The 24,652-nt window shown below is 62.8% G+C and carries 25 protein-coding genes; 12 read left to right on the forward strand and 13 right to left on the reverse strand.

Translation table 11 applies throughout. From position 1 onward, the window contains the following. Positions 1-21: 21 nt before the first annotated feature. The 5 genes from BUA41_RS06885 to BUA41_RS06905 form a co-directional block, all read right to left on the reverse strand. Positions 22-579, reverse strand: a complete 558-nt coding sequence (locus BUA41_RS06885; protein ID WP_072821114.1) for a phosphatase PAP2 family protein — start codon at positions 577-579, stop codon at positions 22-24. Next, entirely contained in the window at positions 551-1,705 is a 1,155-nt protein-coding gene (locus BUA41_RS06890) for a glycosyltransferase family 4 protein (protein WP_072821116.1), read from the reverse strand. Before BUA41_RS06890 ends, BUA41_RS06885 begins: the two co-directional genes overlap by 29 nt. A gap of 105 nt (positions 1,706-1,810) precedes the next feature. Beyond that, positions 1,811-2,731 (reverse strand): LysM peptidoglycan-binding domain-containing protein, encoded by a 921-nt coding sequence (locus tag BUA41_RS06895; RefSeq protein WP_245791867.1) that lies wholly within the window; start codon positions 2,729-2,731, stop codon positions 1,811-1,813. Next, complete coding sequence (gene yihG / locus BUA41_RS06900; RefSeq protein ID WP_072821120.1) at positions 2,677-3,549, reverse strand: 1-acylglycerol-3-phosphate O-acyltransferase, YihG family; 873 nt, start codon at positions 3,547-3,549, stop codon at positions 2,677-2,679. The genes BUA41_RS06895 and yihG overlap by 55 nt, the downstream gene beginning before the upstream one ends. Positions 3,550-3,642: 93 nt before the next feature. Continuing rightward, positions 3,643-5,592, reverse strand: a complete 1,950-nt coding sequence (locus tag BUA41_RS06905; RefSeq protein WP_072821122.1) for an acetoacetate--CoA ligase — start codon at positions 5,590-5,592, stop codon at positions 3,643-3,645. A gap of 394 nt (positions 5,593-5,986) precedes the next feature. Between BUA41_RS06905 and BUA41_RS06910 the strand changes: the two genes are divergently transcribed. After that, positions 5,987-7,336, forward strand: coding sequence for an MFS transporter (locus BUA41_RS06910; RefSeq protein ID WP_072821349.1), 1,350 nt, complete (start codon positions 5,987-5,989; stop codon positions 7,334-7,336). 13 nt (positions 7,337-7,349) lie between these two features. Here the strand turns inward: BUA41_RS06910 and BUA41_RS06915 are convergent, their stop codons facing one another. From BUA41_RS06915 to BUA41_RS19190, 7 genes are all read right to left on the reverse strand, one after another. Continuing rightward, a complete protein-coding gene (locus BUA41_RS06915) occupies positions 7,350-8,117 on the reverse strand; it encodes a VOC family protein (RefSeq protein ID WP_072821124.1) in 768 nt (255 codons plus the stop codon). Positions 8,118-8,279: 162 nt separating this feature from the next. Next, positions 8,280-8,555, reverse strand: a complete 276-nt coding sequence (locus tag BUA41_RS06920) for a GrxA family glutaredoxin (protein ID WP_072821126.1) — start codon at positions 8,553-8,555, stop codon at positions 8,280-8,282. A gap of 120 nt (positions 8,556-8,675) precedes the next feature. Continuing rightward, positions 8,676-9,497 carry an inositol monophosphatase family protein gene (locus BUA41_RS06925; RefSeq protein ID WP_072821128.1) on the reverse strand — a complete coding sequence of 274 codons (822 nt, stop codon included), beginning with the start codon at positions 9,495-9,497 and terminating at the stop codon, positions 8,676-8,678. A 72-nt stretch (positions 9,498-9,569) separates the two neighbouring features. Continuing rightward, entirely contained in the window at positions 9,570-10,112 is a 543-nt protein-coding gene (locus tag BUA41_RS06930; RefSeq protein WP_072821130.1) for a response regulator transcription factor, read from the reverse strand. A 27-nt stretch (positions 10,113-10,139) separates the two neighbouring features. After that, positions 10,140-11,417 carry an ATP-binding protein gene (locus BUA41_RS06935; RefSeq protein WP_072821132.1) on the reverse strand — a complete coding sequence of 426 codons (1,278 nt, stop codon included), beginning with the start codon at positions 11,415-11,417 and terminating at the stop codon, positions 10,140-10,142. A gap of 142 nt (positions 11,418-11,559) precedes the next feature. Then, positions 11,560-12,723 carry a hypothetical protein gene (locus BUA41_RS06940; RefSeq protein WP_072821134.1) on the reverse strand — a complete coding sequence of 388 codons (1,164 nt, stop codon included), beginning with the start codon at positions 12,721-12,723 and terminating at the stop codon, positions 11,560-11,562. Positions 12,724-12,744: 21 nt separating this feature from the next. Next, the gene (locus tag BUA41_RS19190) at positions 12,745-12,912 is read right to left on the reverse strand and encodes an SH2 domain-containing protein (RefSeq protein ID WP_175546940.1); all 168 of its coding nucleotides are present in this window, start codon (positions 12,910-12,912) and stop codon (positions 12,745-12,747) included. Positions 12,913-13,116: 204 nt separating this feature from the next. Here BUA41_RS19190 and BUA41_RS06945 point away from each other — a divergent pair, with 204 nt between their 5' ends. Both BUA41_RS06945 and BUA41_RS06950 read left to right on the forward strand, forming a co-directional pair. After that, positions 13,117-14,706 carry a peptide chain release factor 3 gene (locus tag BUA41_RS06945; protein ID WP_072821136.1) on the forward strand — a complete coding sequence of 530 codons (1,590 nt, stop codon included), beginning with the start codon at positions 13,117-13,119 and terminating at the stop codon, positions 14,704-14,706. A gap of 7 nt (positions 14,707-14,713) precedes the next feature. After that, complete coding sequence (locus tag BUA41_RS06950) at positions 14,714-15,478, forward strand: TatD family hydrolase (RefSeq protein WP_072821138.1); 765 nt, start codon at positions 14,714-14,716, stop codon at positions 15,476-15,478. A 10-nt stretch (positions 15,479-15,488) separates the two neighbouring features. Here the strand turns inward: BUA41_RS06950 and ygfZ are convergent, their stop codons facing one another. Then, positions 15,489-16,544 carry a CAF17-like 4Fe-4S cluster assembly/insertion protein YgfZ gene (gene ygfZ / locus BUA41_RS06955; protein ID WP_084671242.1) on the reverse strand — a complete coding sequence of 352 codons (1,056 nt, stop codon included), beginning with the start codon at positions 16,542-16,544 and terminating at the stop codon, positions 15,489-15,491. A 151-nt stretch (positions 16,545-16,695) separates the two neighbouring features. On the opposite strand from ygfZ, the gene BUA41_RS06960 reads away from it, so the two are divergent. The 9 genes from BUA41_RS06960 (at position 16,696) to BUA41_RS06995 (ending at position 24,617) form a co-directional block, all read left to right on the forward strand. Beyond that, positions 16,696-16,887, forward strand: a complete 192-nt coding sequence (locus BUA41_RS06960) for a hypothetical protein (RefSeq protein ID WP_072821140.1) — start codon at positions 16,696-16,698, stop codon at positions 16,885-16,887. A 22-nt stretch (positions 16,888-16,909) separates the two neighbouring features. Further along, complete coding sequence (locus BUA41_RS06965; RefSeq protein WP_072821142.1) at positions 16,910-17,314, forward strand: OsmC family protein; 405 nt, start codon at positions 16,910-16,912, stop codon at positions 17,312-17,314. A 45-nt stretch (positions 17,315-17,359) separates the two neighbouring features. After that, positions 17,360-19,390: an excinuclease ABC subunit UvrB gene (gene uvrB / locus BUA41_RS06970; RefSeq protein WP_072821144.1), complete on the forward strand. Its 2,031-nt coding sequence runs from the start codon at positions 17,360-17,362 to the stop codon at positions 19,388-19,390. Positions 19,391-19,434: 44 nt separating this feature from the next. Then, positions 19,435-19,707 (forward strand): hypothetical protein, encoded by a 273-nt coding sequence (locus tag BUA41_RS18905; RefSeq protein WP_139249073.1) that lies wholly within the window; start codon positions 19,435-19,437, stop codon positions 19,705-19,707. 64 nt (positions 19,708-19,771) lie between these two features. Then, a complete protein-coding gene (locus BUA41_RS06975; RefSeq protein WP_072821146.1) occupies positions 19,772-20,884 on the forward strand; it encodes a branched-chain amino acid ABC transporter substrate-binding protein in 1,113 nt (370 codons plus the stop codon). Between the two features lie 80 nt (positions 20,885-20,964). After that, positions 20,965-21,885 carry a high-affinity branched-chain amino acid ABC transporter permease LivH gene (livH, locus tag BUA41_RS06980; protein ID WP_217652782.1) on the forward strand — a complete coding sequence of 307 codons (921 nt, stop codon included), beginning with the start codon at positions 20,965-20,967 and terminating at the stop codon, positions 21,883-21,885. Then, on the forward strand, positions 21,885-23,138 hold the full coding sequence (locus BUA41_RS06985; RefSeq protein WP_072821150.1) for a high-affinity branched-chain amino acid ABC transporter permease LivM: 1,254 nt from the start codon (positions 21,885-21,887) through the stop codon (positions 23,136-23,138). The genes livH and BUA41_RS06985 overlap by 1 nt, the downstream gene beginning before the upstream one ends. Continuing rightward, positions 23,131-23,901, forward strand: coding sequence for a high-affinity branched-chain amino acid ABC transporter ATP-binding protein LivG (livG, locus tag BUA41_RS06990; protein WP_217652783.1), 771 nt, complete (start codon positions 23,131-23,133; stop codon positions 23,899-23,901). Before BUA41_RS06985 ends, livG begins: the two co-directional genes overlap by 8 nt. Positions 23,902-23,915: 14 nt before the next feature. After that, complete coding sequence (locus BUA41_RS06995; protein ID WP_072821355.1) at positions 23,916-24,617, forward strand: ABC transporter ATP-binding protein; 702 nt, start codon at positions 23,916-23,918, stop codon at positions 24,615-24,617. Positions 24,618-24,652 lie beyond the last annotated feature (35 nt).

Below are 24,652 nucleotides of genomic sequence, written 5' to 3' on the forward strand. Positions count from 1 at the left end.
AATCCGGGGTGGTTTCTTTTTTCAGGCTGGCTGCATGACCATCGGCCACCACGCCAGGCTGGCTTGGGCGAGCAGAAGGCCCAGCATGGCTCCAGCGACCACGTCGGTCACATAGTGCAGCCCCAGGCCGATTCGAGACATGGCGATCAAGGCCATCAATGGGGCCACGACGAATAGCAACCAGGGTGTCGTAGCCGCCGTCAGGGTGCAGAATGATACGGCATGCAAGGTGTGGCCGCTGGGAAAACTGTAGCGATCCAGAGGAGGCATGGTGCAAGGGATCGCGGTGAAAGTGATGAAAGGTCGTTCACGGCACAGCCGGGTCTTGAGCAGGCGGTAGACACCGGCTCCTATGGCGGCGGTCACGATGAATTGTAAGGCAAGGTTCCAGCCAGCCTTGCCATGCAACCAGGGCAAGGCGAGTGTCAGGAGCAGCCAGGCGGGCCAGTCGCCCAAGCGACTGGCCACTCGCAGGGTCATCAACAAGGGGCGGTAGTGACTAAAGGTGGCGACCCGATGACATAGCTGCCACTCGATCAGGTCCAGGCGCTCAAATACAGGAGGGGTGCGGTTTAGCATGGGCGAGCTCCATGGTGCGGTTCAGTATGGCAAGATAGTCGTCGGTGATCCGCGACCAGCTCAGTTTCTCCACGCGTTCTCGCGCCGCACGTCCCAACTGCACCCACAACGCAGGTTGCTGGCAAAGCGTCACCGCAGCATCGACGAAGGCCTGATCGTCCTTGACAGCAACGCTCAGGCCGTTGTGCCGGTGTTCGATCAGTTCGGTAGCGGCCGCATGATCGAAGGCCACGACGCCGAGCCCGCTGGCCATGGCCTCGGTGACGACATTGCCGTAGGTTTCGGAACGTGAAGGAAAGATGAAGATATCGGCACTAGCGTAATGTATGGCTAGAGAATCGGCATCGATGAAGCCTGTGAACAGCGCTCCAGGAAGCCTTTCTTGAAGTACGCTGCGTTGAGGGCCGTCGCCGACCAGTACCGGGAGCAGGTCGGGTTGAACACGTTGCATCGCCTCGAAGGTTTCGACCAATAGATCGAGGTTCTTTTCCTGGGCCAGGCGGCCCACGTGAAGTGCGACGGGTTGATGCTCGGCGACTCCCCAGCGACGCCGCAATTCGTCGTCACGTCGGTGAGGGCCGAAGTGCGATGCATCGATGCCTCGGCCCAGCACTCGAACGTTCCGGTAGCCCTGAACGCTCAGTTCCCTGGCACGCTGGTGAGTCGGCACCAATGTGGCTTGAGTACGGTTGTGGAAATGGCGTAGCACCCGGCCCACCGGTGTTTTCAGCCAACTCATGCCGTAATCGCCGGCATAGTGATCGAAGTTGGTATGAAAGCCACTGGTCACCGGCAGCCCTAGGCGTCGTGCGGCGGATAGCGCCGACCAGCCGAGCGGGCCCTCGGTGGCGATATACACGACATCAGGAGGCGCCTGTTGCCAAAGACGTCGCATCTTGCGGGGAAAGGCAACACCGAGCTGCACGTCTGAATAGCGCGGTACTGAAAGCGCGGGCACCTGAAGCTCGGCTTCCATCCCATCGGCATGGCCAGGAACCTTGGGTGTCGGTCGAACCAACTGCATGCGTACACCGCGTTCGATCAGCTCGCCGCTGAGGTGGCTCAAGGTATTGGCCACGCCATTGATGTCTGGCATCCAGGTTTCGCTGACCATGGCAATACGCATGCATTTCTCCTCGTGCCCGCTAGGGTGGAACGAGGTCAGCATCCAAGCCTATCGTTACCCTTAGGCGACAGGTCCGTTAAGAGCGCGTGACAAAACCTGGGCCGGCTAGCGGAGCACCTTGCGAGGATCGATGGGCTTGCCGCCATGGCGCACATCGAACAGCAGGTCGTAACGCTGGGTTGCCCCGCTGTAACCCACCGTGCATACCGGCGTGCCTGCCTTGATTCGATCGCCGTCATTGACCTTCAGCACATCGCACAGGGCGTAGACGGTCTGCAGGTTGTCCGCATGGTGGACGATCACGACCCGGCCCAGCTGACGCATGCTGCTGGCGAAGCTGACCTGGCCGTCGGCCACCACCCGGGCCTGGCTGCCCGCCCGGGTGCTGAGCAGCATCGGTTGCAGGGTGCCGTGCTTGTCGGCGCCGAAGTGACGCACGATTCGGTAATCGTTGAGAGGCCATTGCCAGTCTTTCGTCCCCCCGCTCATCGGTCCGGGATCGGAACGTCTCACCGGTGCAGGGTTCGAGCGCTTTTGCGGCTTGGCGGCCGTGGTCGCACTACTGGCGGGCGTGCCGCGCAATGGCACCTGAATGATTTGCCCGATGCGCAATGTGCCAGGATCGGCGCCTCGGTTGGCGGTCTGGATGCGTCCAGGGGTGGTCCGGAAATGACGGGCGATGCTCGAATAGGTATCGCCGGGCCTTACCTGATAGCGGTAGGGGCCGCCGGAAGGGGCGCGCTCGTTGGAGGTGGGCACCAGGATACGCTCACCGATGGCGAGATGGCGTGCCTCGACGCCGGGATTGAAGCGCTGCAGGCGCAGGAGCGGAATGCCGGCCTGACGTGCAATGACTCCCAGGGTGTCGCCGCGCTGGATAGTCACCCAGTTGCCGGCCATGGGCGCACCACGCCACGTCGAGGAGGTGGGGATCGGGCCGCAACCACTCAGCACGGTCAACAGCAACAGGATCAGCGCAGTGACGCCAAGGTACGGTCTTTTTCCTGCCATAAGGCGTTGAGCCATGTCTGAAAGCGTTCCTTGTACTGCGGATCCTGATGATAATCGCCATTTGGCATCCAGTGGGGAAGGTCGAGACGCTGCGCGTACAAGATGGCGGGACCCTCTCGGCCACACAGGAAGTCCCAGAAGCTGGGGTTGTCCCGAGTATAGGCGAGCGTGACATCGAGAATGCCGTTCAGTCGCTTACCGAGTAGACCGACGACCTGAGCGGTACCGCCGGCCTTGGGTTTCAGCAGATGCCGGTAGGGGCTGGCCTGGGCCTTGTGCTTGTCGGGAGTGAAGCGCGTGCCCTCGACGAAGTTGTAGATCGCCATGGGCATCTGCCGGGCGTGCTCGCACAGTCGCTGGGTGGCCTGACGATCGCGCTGGGCGAGATGCGGGTCGCGCGCCAGGCGATCGCGCTTGTAGCGGCGCATGAAGGGAAACTCCAGCGCCCACCAGGCAAGCCCGATGACCGGTACCCAGATCAATTCACGCTTGAGGAAGAAGCGGGGCATGGGGATGCGCCGATGCAGCGCCAGTTGCAGCATGAAGATGTCGGTCCAGCTGCGGTGATTGACGATCACCAGCCACCATTGATGCGGCGACAACCCCTCGGGAAGATGAATATCGAGACGTGGCTTGAGCCAGCGCTTCATCCACCAGAGGTTGGTGCCGATCCAGGCCAGTGCGATCTGATTGAGCCCCGCTAGCAGGTGCAACCGCAACTGCCGGGTGGGGGTGATCAACTTGAGCAGTGCCAGGACGTATAGCGGAACCGCCCAAAACAGGGTGCTGAGCACCAGCAGCAGCATGCTGACGAGCCCTTTCAGGGTCGACATCCCATTCTCCTTCAATGACTTGGGGTTATGCTACTGGAAGGCGGGGATGCTGCCCAGCCCGGGATGGCCGAAAGATATCCCGGGCTGCCGGTATCATTGCTGTAGATCGGGGATGTCCTCGTACATCTTGAGGGATTCCGGGTTGGCCAAGGCATCCTTGTTCTTGACGGGGCGGCCATGCACCACGTTGCGTACCGCCAGTTCCACGATCTTGCCCGACAGGGTGCGGGGAATATCCTCGACCTGGATGATCTTGGCCGGCACGTGGCGGGGGCTGGTATTGGCACGCACCGTGCGCTTGATCTCGTCGCGCAGTTTATCGTCGAGGGTCATGCCCTCACGCAGCCTCACGAACAGCACCACGCGAACATCGTCGTTCCATTCCTGGCCGATGCACAGCGATTCGAGCACATCCTCGACCTTTTCCACCTGGCGGTAGATTTCGGCGGTACCGATGCGTATGCCGCCCGGATTGAGTACGGCATCGGAGCGTCCGTGGATGATCAGGCCATCCTCTGCGGTGATCTCGGCGTAATCGCCGTGAGCCCAGATGCCCGGGAAGGTATCGAAATAGGCGTCACGATAACGTTCGCCCCGCGGGTCGTTCCAGAAGCCGATGGGCATCGAGGGAAACGGGCGGGTACAGACCAGTTCCCCCTTTTCCTCACGCAGGGGCTTGCCGTCATCGTCGAAGACGTCGACTGCCATGCCCAGGCCGCGACACTGCAACTGGCCACGATAGACGGGGCGAATCGGGCAGCCCAGGGCGAAGCAGGAGACGATGTCGGTGCCGCCCGAGATCGAGGCGAGAAGCAGATCCTGCTTGATCTCGCGATAGACGTAGTCGAAGGATTCATGGGCCAGGGCGGACCCGGTGGAGAGCACCGCGCGCAGCCGGGACAGGTCATGCTGTCTGCCCGGGGCGAGTCCCTCCTTTTCGCAAGCGGCGATATACTTGGCGCTGGTGCCGAACACCGTGATGCCTTCGCGTTCGGCCAGCTCCCAGAGCACGCCGGGATCGGGGGCGAAGGGCGAACCATCGAACAGCACCAGGGTCGAGCCGCAGGCCAACCCGGACACCAGCCAGTTCCACATCATCCAGCCACAGGTGGTGTAGTAGAACAGCACGTCGTCGCTGCGCAGGTCGGTGTGCAGGCGCAGTTCCTTGAGATGCTGCAGTAGCGTACCCCCGGCCGAGTGGATGATGCACTTGGGGGCGCCGGTGGTGCCGGAAGAGTAGACGATGTAGAGCGGGTGATCGAAGGGCTGCGGTTCGAAGTCGATTTCCCGGGCATCGTTGTCGAGATATTCCTGCCAGGCGACGGCCTTGCCGATGCTGCCGATCTCGGGCTCCTCTTCGAGGAAGGGAAAGACGACGACCTGGTTCAGCGACTCGATGGCATCGCTGATCTGGGCGACCCGGTCTCTCGTATCGATGGGCTTGCCGTTCCAGGTGTAGCCATCGGTGGCGATCAGCACCTTGGGCTGAATCTGCCCGAAGCGGTCGAGCACGCCGCTGAAGCCGAAATCGGGGGAGCAGGACGACCAGACGGCACCAATGCTGGCCGTGGCCAGCATGGCGATCACCGCGTGCTCGCTGTTGGGAACGAAACCGGCGACGCGATCGCCCTCGGTCACGCCGTTGGCCTTGAGGGCGTGGGCCAGTCTGGCAACCAGGTCATGAAGTTCGGCATAGCTTATGACTCGGCGGCGCCCCCGCTCGTCGCAGGCGACCAATGCCGGGTGGTCGTCTCGGCGATGCAGCAGGTTGGCGGCAAAGTTGAGCCGGGCATCGGGAAACCAACGGGCACCAGGCATCGCATCGGGGCGAGCCAGTACGCTGTCACCCTGGTGTTCGGCCAGAATATCGCTGTCCTCCCAGACCAGTGACCAGAACGCTTCCAGGTTTTCGATGCTCCAGGCGTGCAGCGACGCGTAATCCTCCAGGGAGGTGCCGTACTCGTTGTTGATGCGTTGCATCAGGGCATGCATCTGCGTCGCTTCGATCTGTGCTTGAGAAGGCTGCCAAAGTGGTTGCGACATGCCGTCCTCTCCTTTTCTTGTCCTGTCCATTATGGTCCCCGCACGGCGAGGCGAGCCTTCCGGAAACGCTCTACCGATAGCCTACCACGACAGTTGCAAACCTTTGTTTAGACGTTCGATAGAAATCTGCCGCCCAGGCAATGGTGAAAAAATGACCATCGGAAGTCAGTCGGGCAATGATCGTCGCCGTGCTCTGTCATGCAGCGATCCTGCACAGTCTTATCCACAGTTTCTGTGCATAACACGATGCGTATCGATCGCGCCGCAGGATTTGGAGCCTCGGATCATAGGCATTAGAATCGTCTACAATTCCTTGTGACCTGTTGCCCGGCCGCGCTCATCGATCGCGGCCGAAAGGTCGTTTTATCGCACGACACCACAGGAGGTGGAGTTCTTGCGCAGCTTGCCGGCGACGCTACCGATTCTTTTCGTCTGTGAAATCAGCTTCCTGCTGGGTCATGGTCTCATCATGACCTTGCTCGGGGTGCGCATGTCGCTCGAGGGGTTTCCCTCTCAGATGGCGGGCCTGCTGATGTCCAGCTTCTCGTTGGGCTTCGTGCTCGGCAGTTACTTCATCGAGAAGCGCATCCGTTCGGTGGGACACATCCGGGTCTTTGCCGCCTGCGCCGCGGCGCTCGCGGTCACCGCGATGCTTCATGGCCTCTGGATCAATGCCTGGGCCTGGCTGCTCTGGCGTCTGGCTGGCGGCGCCGCCACCGCGGGTCTGCTGATGGTCATGGAGTCCTGGGTCTCGGGGGAGTCGACCAACGAGAATCGGGGCAAGGTGCTCGGCTGGTACATGGTGATTTCGACCCTGTCCCTGGCTGGCGGGCAGTGGATGCTCAATCTGGCCGACCCCGGGACCTCGGTGCTGTTCTCGGTGGCCGGCATGCTGTTCGCCTTGTCCCTGGTGCCCTTGTCGATTCACCGTATCCACGGACCTTCCCAGGGCAGTCACGACATCGCCCACAAGATCAAGCTGCGAGAAATCTTCAGGCGTGCACCGGTAGGGCTGGTGGGGGCGTTCACCGCTGGCCTGATGGCCCAGGCCTTCTTTGCCATGACACCCTACTATGGGCAGGAAATCGGACTGAGTACCGGTCAGACCGCCCAGTTCATGGCGATCACCACGATGGTGGCGCTGGTCGCGCAATGGACCCTGGGCCGGGTATCGGATCGTTTCGACCGCCGCAAGGTGATCCTGTGCATGGCGGTAGTGATGGCCATCACCGGAACCTTCATCTCGCTGGCGGCGGACTACAGTTACCTCGCCCTGGTGGCCCTGGCGTGTCTGCATACCGCGATGCTGCATACCCTCTATTCACTCAGCCTGGCGCATACCCACGACTGGCTGGAGCCGGCCGAGATCATCGCGGCCAATGCCAAGCTGATGATCTGGTACGGAATCGGGTCGGTGATCGGGCCGTTCAGTGCTTCCCTGATGATGCAGGTGGTGGGGCCCGAGGGGCTGTGGCTGTTCCTCGGTGCGGCAGCCCTGACGCTGGCGATGTTCGTTATGGTGCGCCTGCACGGTCGCCACGGCCTGGAACCCGAGGTGGAGCAGGAGCCCTTCGCCCCGATGCCCCTGGTGGAAACCTCGCATTATCTCAACGAACTGGATACCCGTCACGAATTGCAGCAACTCGAATTCGACTTCGAGAGCTACGACCTCCCCGAGGAAGTGGAAGGCCACTCCGGGGAGTCAAGGAAGGGTCGGGGCGACCCTGAATCGGCTGTCGCCTGAGGCTGGCCGCTCGTCAGGCGATCTCGCAGCGGGTGTGATGCGGAAGCAGCAACTCCACTGCGCGTTCATGAGCCCCCGCCAGGCTCTTCTGCACGAACGCGATGCCCCCGGTGGCGACGCGGTGCTCGTCACCCAGGGCGAAAGGCAGGCGCTGGGGGCAGGTGGGGTAAAAGCGGTAGTGCAACAAGGGTGAAATGGGAAAGACGCCTTTCAACGTATCGACGCTGCCGATCAGCCCTGCCTGCTGCATGCTGCGATCCAGCGTGACGAGATCGCTGCCCAGCCGTTCGCAGTCGAAGCCCGCGTGATGCAATCGCGGTCCCATTACGGCCAGCCAGGCGGCCAGCGGGTGTTCCTCCTCGAGGCTGCGGTAGGTTGTCCAATCCGGCATGGGCCAGGGGCGTCCCCGGCACAGCAGGTTCTGGCCGCGGCAGTCCTGGGGCTGTGCCTGATCGACCAGGTCCTGCAACTGTCGCCGATGCTGGCGGATCAGTGCGCCGGCCTGAAACTCGCCGAGCAGCAGCCAGGCGCCGTCGTCCGGAGGTGCCAGCAGGATGACCAGCAGGCCCCGGTCGGCCATCGCGAAGCGACCCATGCGACGATAGCCGAAATGACTTAGCGCGGGTTGCAGTGCATCGGCACTGAAGGGGCCGATGTTGAGTGTCAGGATGACCATGTATTCCGCGTCGTTGCACCGCGCCCAGGGATGCGACCCACCGAGCTCGGGGTGCATGTGGATGTAGTCCAGCCACAATTGTTGTAGGAACTCTTCGCGCTGCATGTCCGGGTACCTTCCCTGCGTTCGCACTTCAAGGAGTATAGGCCCCTGGCATGAGGGGCATTCAACGCCGTGGGAACGTTGGGGCAAGCTCTTGCGGCCGCCACGAACGACGACGCCGACCCGAGGGTCGGCGTCGTTGCAGGCGTGGAGAGTCGGCGTGGCCTAGTTCACCGTCGGCTCGGACAGCAATGCGTTTTCACGCACGTACTGGTCGAATTCGTTGTATCCGCCGATATGGGTCTGATCGACGAAGATCTGGGGAACGGTCTCCACCGGCTTGCCGATGGTCTTTTCCATGTCCGCCTTAGTGATGCCTTCTTCATGAATGTCGATGTAACGATAGCTGAAATCGTCACGCTCGGCGGAGAGCCTTTCGGCCAGTTCCTTGGCGCGGACGCAGAAAGGGCAGCCGGGGCGACCGAAGATTACTGTAAGCATCAATGGGCTCCTGTTGTAGATCAAAAATGAAGAAAGAGAAATTTAGGTGATCATTGTTCCCTATCCGGCCCTGTAACGCCAATAGAGTGTCACTACATCCACTATTGCATGGTCCTATCATCAGGTAGCGGGCGTGCGATTCTCGTCGGCATGGATCAGCAGGGTCTTGAGCGGCTTGTAGACATCCGGTGCGGCCACCAGGATGTGTTCGCCGTAGAGCTCCTCGGGAATGTTCTCGGGGCAGGGGTAGAGGTGGCCGGCACGCGCCCCGGCTTCCTGAGCGATCAGGTAGCCCGCGGCAAAGTCCCAGGGCGATACGCTTTCATAATAGGCATCCAGTCGCCCGCAGGCGACGTTGCACAGATCCAGTGCGGCTGAACCGCACCGGCGCATGTCCTGGCAGGCATCCATGACGGCACTGAGCCGCCGCATCAACGGGGCACGGCCTTCACGTCGGTAGGGAAAGCCGGTGGCGATCAAGCACTGCTCGAGTCGCGTGACGAGACTCGAACGGATGCGCTTGCCGTTGAGCCTGGCCCCGTCGCCGCGCGTACTGGTGAAGGTCTCCACGAGGAAGGGGGCATGCACCACCCCGAGTTGCACCTTGCCATTGTGGGCCCAGGCAATGGAAACCGCGACATGCGGGAGGCCTTGCGCAAAGTTGACCGTCCCGTCGATGGGGTCGACCACCCAGAGATCGCCGCCCTTTTCCAGCGTCTCGCGCTCCGGGGAGAGCTCCTCGGTGAGTCGGGCCTCGCCAGGGAAGCGCGCTTCGAGCTGATCGGCGATGAAGCGATCGATGGCCACATCGACATCCGTGACCAGCTCTCTGCCGTGCTTGTAATGCTGGCCGAAGTTCTGCTCCTGCCGCGCCTCACGGATCATGTGTCCAGCCTGTTCGGCAATCTCTACGGTGATGGCGAGTCGCTCCGAGAGCTGCATATGGCCTCCTGCCAACAGACTCTGAAAATGTAGACCCAGTCTAGCACCGCGGACCCGTTCGGGTCTTGGCGGTCAGCGTCTCACCGGGCGTTTTTGCAGCTTGCGCTGCAGCGTGCGGCGGTGCATGCCCAACGCACGGGCGGTTGCGGAGATGTTGCCGTCGTTCTCCTGAAGTACCTTCTGGATGTGTTCCCAGGTGATGCGATTGATCGAAGGCGGATTGTCCGCGATGTCGATATCTGGGTCGCCACCATCACGACCGAAGGCGGCAAGGATCTCGTCGGCGTCGGCGGGCTTGCAGAGATAGTTGATCGCGCCGAGCTTGATGGCCTCGACGGCGGTGGCGATGCTCGAGTAGCCGGTGAGCACCACCACCCGGCACTCCGGGGCTAGCGCCAGCAACTCGGGCAGCAGCTTGAGGCCGGAAGAGTGTTCCAGCTTGAGATCGAGTGTCGCCAGTTGCGGAGTCGAGCGTCTTGCCAGCGACAATGCCTCGTCGGCATCGCTGGCCGTCAGTACCTCGAAGCCGCGTCGGCTGAGCGCCCGCTGCATGACGTGGCAGAACATCTCATCGTCGTCGATGATCAACAGTTGTTCCGGGGTGTCTGGGGACATTGTCGGATAGACCTCTGATTGGCTTGCTTAAACTGCCTGTCCCGCGATGGCACGAGGCAGCCTGACTTCGGTCAGGGTGCCACCTTCCTCGTGATTGTACAGGCTCACGCCGCCACCGAAGCGATTGATGGTGGCGTGGGTGAGGAACAGGCCGATGCCCATGCCCTTGCTCTTGGTAGAGACGAAGGTATCACCGAGCTGGTCGGCGATCGACATCGAGACACCGGGGCCATGATCGCGGATATCGATGATCACCTCCTCGTTGTTCCAGTCGAGAGTGATCTGGATGTTCTCGGGGTTGGCGTCGGCGGCGTTGTTGAGCAGGTTCATCAGCGCCTGTTCCAGGGTGGCGTCCACCGCAAGTTCGGGGGCGCCGCGCTTGCCCAGGATCTCGATGGCATGGGTCACGTCCGGGCGGAGCACCAGCCAGCGTTGGACTAGCTGATCCAGCCAGGTCGCGGCAGGTCGTATCTCGGGTTCAGCCAGGCGACGACGATCGGCACTTGCCACTAGGTGCTGAAGCCGGGACTTGCAGGTGTCGACCTGCTGGCGCAGCAGGTCGATATCGCTCTCCAGTCTCGAATCGCCCGCCACGTCATGGCGCATCTCGTTGAGCAGTACCGCCATGGTCGACAGGGGGGTGCCGAGTTCATGGGCGGTGCCGGCGGCCTGGGTCGCCACCGCCAGTACCTGCTCGTTGCGCAAGGCGGCCTCCCGGGTTCGGGAAAGCGCCATGTCGCGACGACGCAGCGCATGCGCCATCTTGTAGATGAAGAAGGTGACCAGGCCCGCGGAAAGCCCGAAATTGATCCACATGCCCAGCACGTGCAGGCTGATGTTGGGGCTCACCAGGCCGTAGCTCAGTTGAGGAACGGGTTCATAGAAGAGCATCAGAAAGGTGTAGCAGGCCATCGCCGCACTGGCGACGATCCATGCATAGAGCCAGGGCAGGGTGGCCGCGGCGATGGTCACCGGGATCAGGTAATAGCTGATGAAAGGGTTGGTCGATCCCCCAGTGTAGTAGAACAGCAAGGCCAGCCCGGCAATCTCGGCCAGCAGGTGAAGAAGGTATTCGGTATCGGTGACGGCCCGGGGTCGCCCCAGACGCCACCAGGTGAAGACGTTGATCATGCCCATGGCGACGATGACGCTGATCACCGGCACGACCAGCAGTTCGAAGCCCAGCACCTCGATGCCGACGATGACCGCTGCCAAGAAGCCGGTCCAGGTGATGCCGCGGACCAGGGTCAGGCGTACCAGATTGCGGTTGGGTGTCGACAGCGGCAAGGGCAGGGGAGGTTGCATGATGGCTCCGGCAGGATGACTGGCGCCATGGTAACCGATCGGGCCTGGCCCGTGCGCACTTCGCGCCTTCCACATCGTTCGGCAGGCAGCGCCCATTCAGGATTCCGTCCTCCGCGAGGCCCTGACCCCGTCCGGCCGTTGTCTACTCCTCCCGGTCCTCCTTGTGAACCACCCCCGGGAAGCGATCTCGTCGATACTCCTCGCCCCGGTTGGCTCGAATGCGGTAGAAGTCATCCGGATTCGTGACCTTGGTGTTGCCGAAGGTGAAGGAGGTGTCGCCCCAGGTCGGAAAGCCCCGGACCGGCGTGCCGCCTTCCACGTAGAGCTGGCCGATGAACCCGCCATGGGTCCAGCCGTCCGGAAAGCGGCCGATGAGGCCGGCCACCGTGGTTTTCTTGGCATGCATCAGCTGCACGGCGTTGCCGTAGGAGTTGGCGTCGTACCAGCCGATGCCGCACCAGGCCACGTCGACCATGTCATAGCACCACAGGCTGAAGTCCACGCTGTCCTGGTAGATGCCGCCGCCGATGGCGAACAGCACTTCGTCCCCGGGGGCGACGTCCCGAGGAATGCGGGGAAAAACCTCGAGATGAGTGCCGTCCAGGACCTCGGCGATGCCGTACACGTTACCCCTGATCAGGAGGACACTGCGCCCCGCGTCCTCGATGTGGGGCGGCACGGACGCCGCCAGCGTGACGCGGGAGCGCTCTCGGCCATGCTTGTCGGCGTTGTCGGTGTGTGCCATGTAGCGACCGGCCCAGGCCTTCGACGCGCCGTCCCGGGCAGACAAGCCGCAATCGTGGCAATACACCAGCCGGTGATGGACACGGCTGTTGGAGCCGATCTCCTCGACGGCATCCTTGCCCTTGCCGACCTTCTGCACGCCCCAGAGCAGCGCGCCTTCGACATACAGCCAGTCGAACAGCGCGTGACGCACATGGTCGCCATACACGACGCCATGGGTCATGTGGCGCCCTTCGGGCCAGCGGGAGCCGGTGACCCCCCTGATCGTCAGCTTGCCGCTGAACACGGCACCCTTGACACCGGCGATCTCGACGCCGGGCCCGGGATTGTGCGCGGGGCGATCGACGATCAGGGTGGCCCGCAGGCGCATGTCGTCCGTGGCGAAGAAGGGTTGTTCGGGATCGCTGGGGCGAAATCTGACCGTGTCGGTCACGCGGAACGTGCCCAGGAACTTGGCGTCCAGCACGACATGGTCGGCGGCGTAGGCGAGGAATTCGTTGACGGCCTGGGTGTCATCTGCCAGGCCATCGCCCACGGCACCGAAGTCATAGGGTGTCAGCATGAAAGAAGCGTGTCGGTATGATCAGGAAGCGGCGTGTCTTCTCTCCAGTTCGCTGGCCTCACGCCGGGCGTCGCCCTCCGAGGCATGGGTTGCCATTACCCAGTTGTCTTTCTCGGTATCGACCACTTTCCAGCCGATGACCTCGTCATCGTGGTCGAACTCCTTCACCACCGCGTAACGATCGCTCATGGCACTCTCCCGTGATCTCACGAATACAGGATAGACCCAGCCTGGCGCGTTTGCGCACGAGGCCTGCCTCGAGGGGCTACAACAACGCGACGGGCTACAACAACGCGCTCGCAACCCGTAGAATTGGCGCCAGCACAATCCATCCGCGGCCCCGCCTCGCAAGACCCCATGCCTGGCCGCTCACCGACTGGTACAAAACACGCGATGTCCGACACGCAAATCGCCCAACAGGCCGATCTTCGCAGAACCTTTGCCATCATTAGCCACCCCGACGCCGGCAAGACCACCATCACCGAGAAGCTTCTGCTGTTCGGCAACGCCATTCAGCTGGCCGGCTCGGTGAAGGGCAAGCGCAACGAACGCCATGCCACCTCCGACTGGATGAAGATGGAGCAGGAGCGGGGGATCTCGGTGACCACCTCGGTCATGCAGTTTCCCTATGGCGGGCGCATCGTCAATCTGCTCGACACGCCGGGCCACGAGGACTTCTCCGAGGACACCTACCGGACCCTCACCGCGGTGGATTCCGCGCTCATGGTCATCGACGGCGCCAAGGGCGTCGAGGAACGCACCATCAAGCTGATGGAGGTGTGCCGCCTGCGCACCACGCCGATCCTGACCTTCATCAACAAGATGGATCGCGACATTCGCGATCCGGTCGAAGTCATGGACGAGGTCGAGACGGTGCTGAACATCCAGTGCGCGCCGATGACCTGGCCCATCGGCATGGGGCGACATTTCCGGGGCGTCTACCATCTGTATGACGATGTCATCCACCTCTACAAGCAGGGGCAGGGCAATCGTATTCCCGACGATATCCGCATTGAGGGGCTCGACAACCCCGAGGTGGACGAGACGCTGGGCGCCGACCAGGCCGAGGAACTGCGCATGGAGGTCGAGCTGGTGCGTGGTGCCTCCCACGCGTTCGATCTTAAGGCCTATCGGCGCGGCGAGCTGACGCCGGTCTACTTCGGCACCGCCATGGGCAACTTCGGCGTGCGCGAGATGCTCGACGGCTTCGTCGAATATGCCCCGGCACCGCAGCCGCGGGAAACCGACACGCGCGACGTCAGCGCCCATGACACGCGTTTTTCGGGCTTCGTGTTCAAGATCCAGGCCAACATGGACCCCAAGCACCGCGACCGGGTCGCCTTCCTGCGGGTCTGTTCCGGCAAGTACGACAAGAACATGAAGATGCGCCACGTGCGCATCGGCAAGGACGTCAAGATCGCCGACGCCTTGACCTTCATGGCCTCGGATCGTGCCCACGTCGAGAAGGCCTGGCCCGGCGACATCATCGGCCTGCACAACCACGGTACCATCCAGATCGGCGACACCTTCACCCTGGGTGAGGAGATGCGCTTCACCGGCATTCCGCACTTCGCGCCGGAACTGTTCAAGCGCGTGCGCCTGCGCGATCCACTCAAGATGAAGGCGCTGCAGAAGGGCCTGCAGCAGCTCTCGGAAGAAGGGGCGACCCAGGTCTTCATGCCCATGGACAACAACGACTTGATCGTCGGCGCCGTGGGGGCGCTGCAGTTCGACGTGGTGGCCCACCGTCTCAAGGAAGAGTACAAGGTCGATTGCCTCTACGAGGCGGTGAACGTGCAGACCGCGCGCTGGGTCTATTGTGATGACGCCAAGAAGCTCGACGAGTTCAAGCGCAAGGCGAGCACCAATCTCGCCCTGGATGGCGGCGGGTACCTGACCTACCTGGCGCCGACCCGGGTCAACCTGCAGATGACCCAGGAGCGCTGGCCTGAAGTACGCTTCAATGCCACCAGAGAGCACTAAGCTTTTTATGTTGATCGACGCCCATTGCCATCTCGATTTCGAAGACTTCGATGACGATCGCGAGGCCGTGTTCGCGCGTGCTCGGGAGGCGGGGGTCGGGCACTTCGTGGTGCCGGGCACGACCCGGAGCCATTGGCCGAGAGTGATCGAACTCGCCGGGCGTGATGACGTCAGCCTGAATCTGGGGTTGCACCCCTATTTCATGGACGAGCACGACGATGGGGATGTCGAGGCTCTCGCGTCACTGCTCGACGAGCATCCCGAGACCGTGGCGGTGGGCGAATGCGGTATCGACGCTCGCTTCGAAGAGACCCTGGAGGCCCAGTGGCGGCTCTTCGATGCCCAGTTGCGCATCGCCAAGGAGCGCAAGCTTCCGGTGGTGGTGCACTGCGTCCATGCCAACGACAAGATCGCCAAGCGCCTCAAGCAGCTCGACCTGCCGGCTGGCGGGCTGATCCATGCCTTTGCCGGCAGCCCCGAGCAGGCCGTGAAGTTTCTCGATCTCGGTTTCGTGCTGGGGCTGGGCGGAGCGACGACCCATGAGCGCGCCAAACGCCTGCACCGGGCGGTGGCATCGCTGCCCGACGAGGGCTATGTGCTCGAGACCGACAGTCCCGACATGCCGTTGGCCGGGTTCCAGGGGCAGCGGAATGAACCGGCCCGAGTGGCGATGGTTGCCGAGCGTATCGCCGAACTGCGCAGTCAGGCAGTAGGGGAGGTCGCCGAGCAGAGCACGGCCAATGCCCGGCGCCTTTTCGGTATCGAGGAGTGATGATTCGTCACTAGTGACTCGATGCTCCACCGGCAAGCTCTTCGGGGTCGAGGCGTTCGATGGCGTAGGGCAACTTGAGCCGCTTCAGCCGTTGCCCCTCGACTTCGAGGGGGGCGTCATCGTCCTTGGTGCTCACTACCGCGAGTATCTCGGCCTGACCGTAGGCATCCAGGGCGGCGCTGAACACTTCGCCATGGCGCTTTCCCGATGCATCGAGCACCGGCGTGCCGATGTCGGGCACCACGGCGCCATAGAGTTGCGCACGCACCATGCGCTTCTTCACCTGACCGCGAAAATGCGCCCGCGCCACGACCTCCTGGCCGGTATAGCATCCTTTCTTGAAGCTGATGCCGCCCAAGGCCTCCCAGTTGATCATCTGCGGCAGATAGGTGTCCTGATGGGCGGCGTTCAGCCAGCCCAGGCCCGCCTTGATATCGTGAAGCTGCCAGACGGCATTGCCCACTGGTGTCGCCGAGCGCGCCAGGGCGTTCCAGACCTCGGCAGCGTCAGCCTGGGGCACGCACAGGACGAAGCGGTGAACCGGGCCCGGATGCCGCAGGGCGATGGATTCTCCCTGCGCGGCCTGATGCCAGGTCGCCGGCGGCAGCGTGTCCAGACGTGCCTCCAGCAGCGCCGGCGCATCCCGACCCGCGAGACCGATCAGGACCAGGTCGTCCCTGCGGCGGAGCTCGACCTTGTAGAATGCCGCAAACTTGCCCAGATGCGTCTTGAGCGGATCGACGAGATCGCGATCGAGCAGCAGCCAGTAGTGTCCTTCGGCGACGCGCACCAACTGGGCATTGGCCAGCATGCGCCCCTTGGCCGTGCAGAACGTGGTGAGCGGCGCGAAGTCGCCATCCACCAGTTCGAGTTGTGCGCTGGTCTGCCCCTGCAGGAACCGCTCGGCATCGGCTCCGGCGATTTCCAGCACGGCCAGGTGCAGCAATGGCATTGCCACGGTGTCGTCGTGAGCGTGGCGCGCCTGGTCGGGGTCGCCGAAATCCACCAGGCGCTCGCTGGCGAAACGCGCACCGCTTGCGTGTAGATGATCGCTCCAGTGGGTCATGAGGACTCCATTATGACGCCGGTTTCGTGATGTGAGATGGGGCCGGGCAGTCGGCATTGCAAGATGCTGTCCTTGTCCGAGGGGGTACTCGGGATTCCTCGCGCGCCGCCTGCTAGACTGATCGTCAATTCGCCACTTCAGGAGGAGTGCCATGCAGCGTCTCTCATTGACCTTTGAAGCGGTCGACAATGCCGACCAGGTCAACCGTCTGACCACGGCACTGATGACCCTGCCCGGCGTGGAGAGCGCCGAGGTGGGACGGCATGGCGCCGAGGTCGAAGGGAGCGTCAGCCGCGAGGCATTGATCGCCGCCGTCGAGGAACTCGGAATCAAGGTGTATTGACTATCGAACAAGGGAGTCTGCAATGACCATCGTGGTGACCAGCGAGGATCGGAATGGCCTGCGCCAGCGTGCCGAGATCGAGTCCTTCGAGGAACTGTTCGTCGATGCGCCGCCCATCGTCGGTGGCGAGGGGAGTGCGCCGGACCCGCATGATTACCTCGATCTGGCGCTGGGTGCCTGCAAGGCGATCACCGCACAGATGTATGCCCGGCGCAAGGCGTGGCCCCTCGAGAAGGTCAGTGCCACAGTGCTTCGCGATGACAGTCGGGAGCGGCACGGGCTCTACCGCCTGGATATCACGATGGAGTTTCAGGGCATCGAGGATGCCGACCAGCGCGCCCGGCTCCTGGAGATCGCCGACCGCTGCCCGATCCATCGCATCGTGACGACCTCGGAGGTCCAGATCAATACGACACTCGACGCTTGAGTCTTCCATCTTGAACTTTCCACTTGGCGGGGCCATCTCAGGCGCATGAGCAAATCCTTCCGCATCCAATCCAGTTATCAGCCGGCGGGTGACCAGCCGACCGCCATCGATGGACTGGTCAAGGGCATCGAAGCGGGGCTGGCCCACCAGACCCTGCTCGGCGTGACCGGTTCCGGCAAGACCTTCACCATGGCCAACGTGGTCGAGAAGTTGCAGCGCCCGACCATCGTCATGGCGCCCAACAAGACCCTCGCCGCCCAGCTGTATGGCGAGTTCAAGTCGTTCCTGCCGGACAATGCCGTCGAGTACTTCGTCTCCTACTACGACTACTACCAGCCCGAGGCCTATGTGCCGTCCTCGGATACCTTCATCGAGAAGGACGCCTCGATCAACGACCACATCGAGCAGATGCGTCTTTCCGCGACCAAGGCGCTGCTCGAACGCAAGGATGCATTGATCGTCGCCTCGGTATCGGCGATCTACGGTCTCGGCGACCCGGACCAGTACCTGAAGATGCGCCTGCACTTCAACCGCGGCGAACTGATCGATCAGCGTTCCTTCCTGCGCCGCCTGGCGGAGTTGCAGTACACGCGCAACGACATGGATTTTCGCCGTGGCACCTATCGCGTGCGCGGCGATGTCATCGACATCTTCCCGGCGGATTCGGAAGAGGAGGCGGTCCGCGTCGAACTCTTCGACGACGAGATCGATTCCATCAGCCTGTTCGATCCGCTGACCGGGGAGGTGCGTGGCAAGGTGCCGCGCATGACGATCTATCCCAAGAGCCACTACGTGACGCCCCGGGAGACGATTCTCGGCGCCATCGACGCGATCAAGGAGGAGCTCGCCGAGCGGCTCGAGTGGTTGCGCAGGCACGACAAGCTGGTCGAGGCTCAGCGCCTGGAGCAGCGTACCCTGTACGACATCGAGATGATGCTGGAACTGGGTTACTGCAACGGCATCGAGAACTACTCGCGCTATCTCTCGGGGCGCCAGCCCGGTGAGCCGCCGCCGACCTTCTTCGATTATCTTCCCGCCGATGCCTTGCTGTTCATCGACGAATCCCACGTCAGCGTTCCCCAGGTCGGCGGCATGTACAAGGGCGATCGCTCGCGCAAGGAAACGCTCGTGGAGTACGGCTTCCGCCTGCCGTCGGCGCTGGACAACCGGCCGATGACCTTCGAGGAGTGGGAGCGGGTCTGTCCGCAGGCGGTGTTCGTCTCGGCGACGCCGGGCAAATACGAGGAAGAGCACGCCGGCCAGGTGGTCGAACAGGTGGTGCGACCCACCGGCCTGGTCGACCCCGAGGTCGAGGTGCGACCCGCCTCCACCCAGGTCGACGACCTGCTCTCGGAGGTTCGCCAGCGCACCGAGGTCGGTGAGCGGGTACTGGTCACGACCCTGACCAAGCGCATGGCCGAGGACCTGACCGAATACCTGGACGAGCACGACGTGCGCGTGCGGTATCTGCATTCGGACATCGACACCGTGGAGCGGGTCGAGATCATTCGCGACCTGCGCCTGGGCAAGTTCGACGTGCTGGTGGGCATCAACCTGTTGCGCGAGGGGCTGGACATTCCCGAGGTTTCCCTGGTGGCGATCCTCGACGCCGACAAGGAGGGCTTCCTGCGGGCCGAGCGCTCGCTGATCCAGACCATCGGGCGTGCTGCCCGCAACGCCAGCGGCAAGGCCATTCTCTATGGCGACCGGATCACCGATTCCATGCGCCGCGCCATCGACGAGACCGAGCGTCGCCGGACCAAGCAGATCGCCCACAACGAAAAGCACGGCATCACGCCGAGAACCGTCACCAAGTCGGTGGCCGACATCATGGAGGGCGCCCAGACCCCGGGGAAGAAGGGCAGCCGGCGCAAGGGCGAACGCAAGGTGGCCGAGCCCGCCGGCGAGTATGGCGTGGAAGACCTCAAGACGATGTCGATCAGCGACCTGAGCCGCGAGATCGGCAAGCTCGAGGATGCCATGTTTGAAGCGGCGCAGAACCTGGAGTTCGAGGAAGCGGCGCGCCTGCGCGATCAGGTTCACAAGCTCAACGCGCGACTGATCGAGCTCAAGTAACCCTCCCTCGGCGTTCCGTTCCCGTCTTCACTTGTCGAAGCGACATGGCGTTCGAAAAAACGCCATGTCGCGTGTTCGGCAGCACATGCTCCGTCTATCGGCGCATGCGCCAGCAACATATCCGGGATGCGCATTTAAAAAGCGTTTATTCACCAATTCAAGTGAATAAACAGCCTTTCTTCCTGATAACCACCAGATGGCAGAAGAATTTCTTGTTTGCGATGATCTGGCTGGAGATTATTCCGACAATCTCCTGCGAAGTCCGTGCGATGGCTTGCGTGAAGGCGCTTTACAGTCTGCAACGAAACTGCCAATAATGGGCTCGAACAGTCGCTTGAAAGCGGCGGTTTTTCCTAAAGATAACAAAGAGATGGGAAAAATATGAAAAACATGATGCGCAAGTCGCTGTTGGCGTTGGCCGTCGGTGCGGGAATGACCAGCCTGGCTGCTCAGGCAGAAATCACCATCGGCCTGGCCGGGCCGGTGACCGGTCCCCTGGCGCAGTATGGGGACATGCAGTTCATCGGTGCCGAGATGGCCATCGAGCGGATCAACCAGCAGGGCGGCGTCGACGGCGAGCAGCTCAAGGGCGTCAAGTACGACGATGCCTGTGATCCCAAGCAGGCGGTGGCGGTAGCCAACCAGATCGTCAACGACGGCGTGCGGTTCGTGGTCGGCCATCTCTGTTCCAGCGCCACCCAGCCGGCCTCGGACATCTATGCCGAAGAAGGCATCCTGATGATCACCGCGGCCTCGACGAGCCCGGCGATCACCGAGGCGGGTTACGAGACCGTGTTCCGCACCATCGGGCTCGACAGCATGCAGGGGCCGGTGGCCGGCAACTACATCGCCGAGCAGGCCAAGCCCGAGCGCATGGCGATCATCCACGACAAGCAGCAGTATGGAGAGGGTATTGCCACCGGCGTTAAGGAAACGGTCGAAGAGGCGGGCGTGGACGTCGTGGTCTTCGAAGGCATCACCGCCGGGGACAAGGACTTCTCGTCACTGATCTCCAAGCTCAAGCGCGAGAACGTCGACTTCGTCTACTACGGCGGCTATCACCCGGAACTGGGGCTGCTGCTGCGCCAATCCCGCGAACTCGGCTTCGACGCCCAGTACATGGGACCGGAAGGCGTCGGCAACCCGGACATCTCCAAGATTGCCGGCGAGGCCTCGGAAGGGCTGCTGGTCACCTTGCCCCAGGCCTTCGAAACCGATCCGGACAACGCCGACCTGGTCGCTGCCTTCGAGGCCAAGAACCAGGATCCCTCCGGCCCGTTCGTGATGCCGGCCTACACGGCGGTGTACCTGATGGCCGAGGCCATGAAAGCCACCGAAACCACCGACCCCTACGAAGTGGCGGATTACCTGCACGAAAACACCTTCGACACGCCGATCGGCGAGGTGCAATACGACGAGAAGGGCGATCTCGAGGAGTTCAACTTCGTCGTCTACACCTGGCATGCCGATGGCACCAAGACCGAAGCCCAGTAGCCGCAGCACAATAATACCGTAACGACCCTCTCGCCCGGTCGGTCACAAGCTGGCCGGGCGATTTACGCAGGTAATCCCTGATGGATGCGACCCTCTACCTCCTGCAGCAGGTCATCAATGGCCTGACCATCGGCAGCACCTATGCGCTGATCGCCATCGGCTACACCATGGTCTACGGCATCATCGGCATGATCAATTTCGCCCACGGCGAGATCTACATGATCGGCACCTACATCGCCTTCATCGTCATCACCGGGCTGGCGATGATGGGCGTCGACAGCACGCTGTTCCTGATCGTGGCGGCGCTGCTGGTGTCGATGATCGTGGCCAGCGCTCACGGCTTTGCCGTGGAGCGGGTCGCCTATCGGCCCGTACGCGGATCCAAGCGCCTGATCGCACTGATTTCCGCCATCGGCATGTCGATCTTCCTGCAGAACTACATGCGTCTGGCTCAGGGGTCGCGGGACAAGGCGATTCCGAACCTGCTGCCCGGCGGCTGGGAGTTCGGCGGTGATGGCTTCGCGGTCAACCTTTCCTACATGCAGGTGATCATCTTCTTCGTCACCCTGGCCAGCATGGGCGTGCTGGCGCTGTTCATCTCGCGCTCCCGGCTCGGGCGCGCCTGCCGCGCCTGTTCCCAGGACCGGGGGATGGCCAACCTGCTGGGTATCAACACCGATCTGGTGATCTCCATGACCTTCGTCATCGGTGCGGCCCTGGCAGCGGTCGCGGGGCTGCTGCTGGGGATGTACTACGGGGTGGTCAACCCGTACATCGGCTTTCTGGCGGGGCTCAAGGCGTTTACCGCGGCGGTGCTCGGCGGGATCGGCAGCATCCCCGGCGCCATGCTGGGCGGCCTCATCCTGGGTATCGCCGAGGCGCTCACCGGCGGGTATCTCTCCACCGAATACAAGGATGTCGTGGCCTTCGGCCTGCTGATCCTGATTCTGCTGTTCCGCCCCTGGGGCATCCTAGGCAAGCCGGAAGTGGAGAAGATCTGATGTCGAGTCAACTAGTGCATGCGGGCTTCTCCGCGCTGCTCACGCTGCTGCTCGGCGCCTCGGTACTGGGTGTCGAGTTGCGCTCCGAGGGTGTGACCACCATCGTCGCCGTGGAAGGGGCGCTGACCTGGCTGTGGCTAGGAGGCGCCGTGGTCGTGGTGTTCCTGCATCAGCTGTTTCGCCCGAAGATCGAGGCCATGCGCCGGCAGACCTGGACGGGTTCGCGTTTCTCGTTGCCGCCCTTGCTCAAGAATCACGCGCAACGACGCCTGATCCTGGCCCTGGTGATCGGGGCGCTGCTGCTCTTTCCCTTCATGGCCGAGCGCAGCGCGGTGGACCTGGCCACCCTGACCCTGATCTACGTGATGCTGGGGCTGGGGCTCAATGTCGTGGTCGGGCTGGCAGGGCTTCTCGATCTCGGCTATGTCGGCTTCTACGCGGTCGGTGCCTATACCTACGCCTTGCTCAACAGCTACCTGGGGTTCTCCTTCTGGGAGGCATTGCCCCTCGCCGGTGGCATGACGGCCCTGTTCGGCTACTTGCTGGGCTTTCCCGTGCTCCGGCTGCGAGGCGACTACCTGGCGATCGTGACCCTGGGGTTCGGCGAGATCATTCGCATCCTGCTCAACAACTGGACCGATCTCACCGGCGGCCCCAACGGCATCTCGCGGATTCCCAAGCCGACCCTGTTCAACCTGGAGTTCTCGCGCCGCGCCGACGAAGGCAACGTGGCTTTCCATGAATTCTTCGGCATCCCCTACGACCCCAGCTACAAGGTGATGTATCTCTACATCCTGGCCTTGCTGCTCTCCCTGGTGACCGTCTATGTCATCTATCGGCTGATGCGCATGCCCATCGGGCGTGCCTGGGAAGCGTTGCGCGAGGACGACATCGCCTGCCGCTCCCTGGGGCTCAACCCCACCGGCATCAAACTTTCCGCCTTCACCATCGGGGCCAGCTTCGCCGGGTTCGCCGGTTCCTTCTTCGCTGCCCGGCAAGGCTTCATCAGCCCCGAGTCGTTTACCTTCATCGAGTCGGCCATCGTGCTGGCGATCGTCGTGCTGGGGGGAATGGGCTCGCAGCTCGGGGTGATCCTCGCCGCGATTGCCATGACCCTGCTTCCCGAGATCGCCCGGGAGTTCAACGAGTACCGGATGCTGCTGTTCGGGTTGATCATGGTGATGATGATGGTGTGGCGCCCCCAGGGATTGCTGCCGCTCAAGCGCCCGCAGATGGAGTTGAAACGTGGCTGAATCCAAATTGCTCAGCGTGCGCAATCTCTCCATGCGATTTGGTGGTCTGCTGGCGGTGGACCAGGTCAACATGGAGGTCCGCCCCCGGGAGGTGGTGTCGATCATCGGGCCCAATGGTGCCGGCAAGACCACGGTCTTCAACTGCATCAGCGGCTTCTACCGGCCGACCAGTGGCGAGGTGCTGTTCGAGGGGCGTCCCATGCACCGCCTGCCTGGCTTCAAGATCGCCCGGGCCGGCATGGTGCGCACCTTCCAGAACGTACGGTTGTTCAAGGAGATGACCGTCATCGAGAATCTGCTGGTCGCCCAGCACATGCAGGCCGAGCGCAACCTGCTCAAGGGATTGCTGCTGACGGCAGGCTATCGTCGCCGCGAGAGTGAGCTGATGGACCGTGCGGCCCATTGGCTGGAGCGGGTGGGGTTGGTCGATTTCGCCAACCGCGAGGCCGGCAATCTCGCCTATGGCCAGCAGCGGCGCCTCGAGATCGCGCGCTGCATGGTCACCAGGCCGCGCCTGCTGATGCTCGACGAGCCGGCGGCGGGACTCAACCCCAACGAGACCCGGGACCTGGATCGCATGATCGTCCAGCTCAAGGAGGAAGAAGGCATCACGGTACTGTTGATCGAGCACGACATGAGCTTGGTCATGGGCATTTCCGATCGCATCTACGTGGTCAACCAGGGCAAGCCGCTGGCAGAGGGATCGCCGGAAGAGGTACGGCGCAATCCCGAGGTGATCAAGGCCTACCTGGGGGAGGAGTGAAGATGACCACGACGATGCTGGAAATCGACAGCCTGACGACACACTATGGCCCCATTCAGGCCCTGGAGGGCGTTTCCCTGACGGTACGCCACGGGGAAATCGTGACCCTGGTGGGCTCCAACGGGGCAGGCAAGACTACCCTGCTGATGTCGATCTGCGGTGACCCGACCCCCACGTCGGGCAAGATCCGCTTCGAAGGGCAGGAGATCCAGGGCTGGCCGACCTCGCGGATCATGCGCTCGGGGCTTGCGGTGGTCCCGGAAGGACGGCGGATCTTCACCGGCATGACGGTGGAAGAGAACCTGGCGATGGGGGGTTACTACCGCAGCAAGGTCGAGATCGCCGAGGGTGTCGAGCATGTGCTGACGCTGTTCCCGCGCCTTCGTGAGCGCTTCAACCAGCGCGGCGGTACCATGTCCGGCGGCGAGCAGCAGATGCTCGCCATTGCCCGGGCCCTGATGAGCCGCCCGCGCCTGCTGCTGCTCGATGAGCCTTCCCTGGGCCTGGCGCCGATCATCATCGCGCAGATCTTCGAGATCATTGCCAAGCTACGCGAGGAGGGCACCACGATCTTCCTGGTCGAGCAGAATGCCCACCGCGCCCTGTCGATCGCCGATCGTGGCTATGTGCTCGAGCATGGCCGGATGGTGTTGGCCGACACGGGCGAGGCGCTGCTGGCCAACGATGAGGTGCGGCGTGCCTACCTGGGTGGCTGACCGGCTTTGATCGGTGGTCGCTGAGTGACGGGGTC

Source organism: Modicisalibacter ilicicola DSM 19980, assembly GCF_900128925.1.
In the GTDB taxonomy this organism is placed as follows: Bacteria; Pseudomonadota; Gammaproteobacteria; order Pseudomonadales; family Halomonadaceae; genus Modicisalibacter; species Modicisalibacter ilicicola.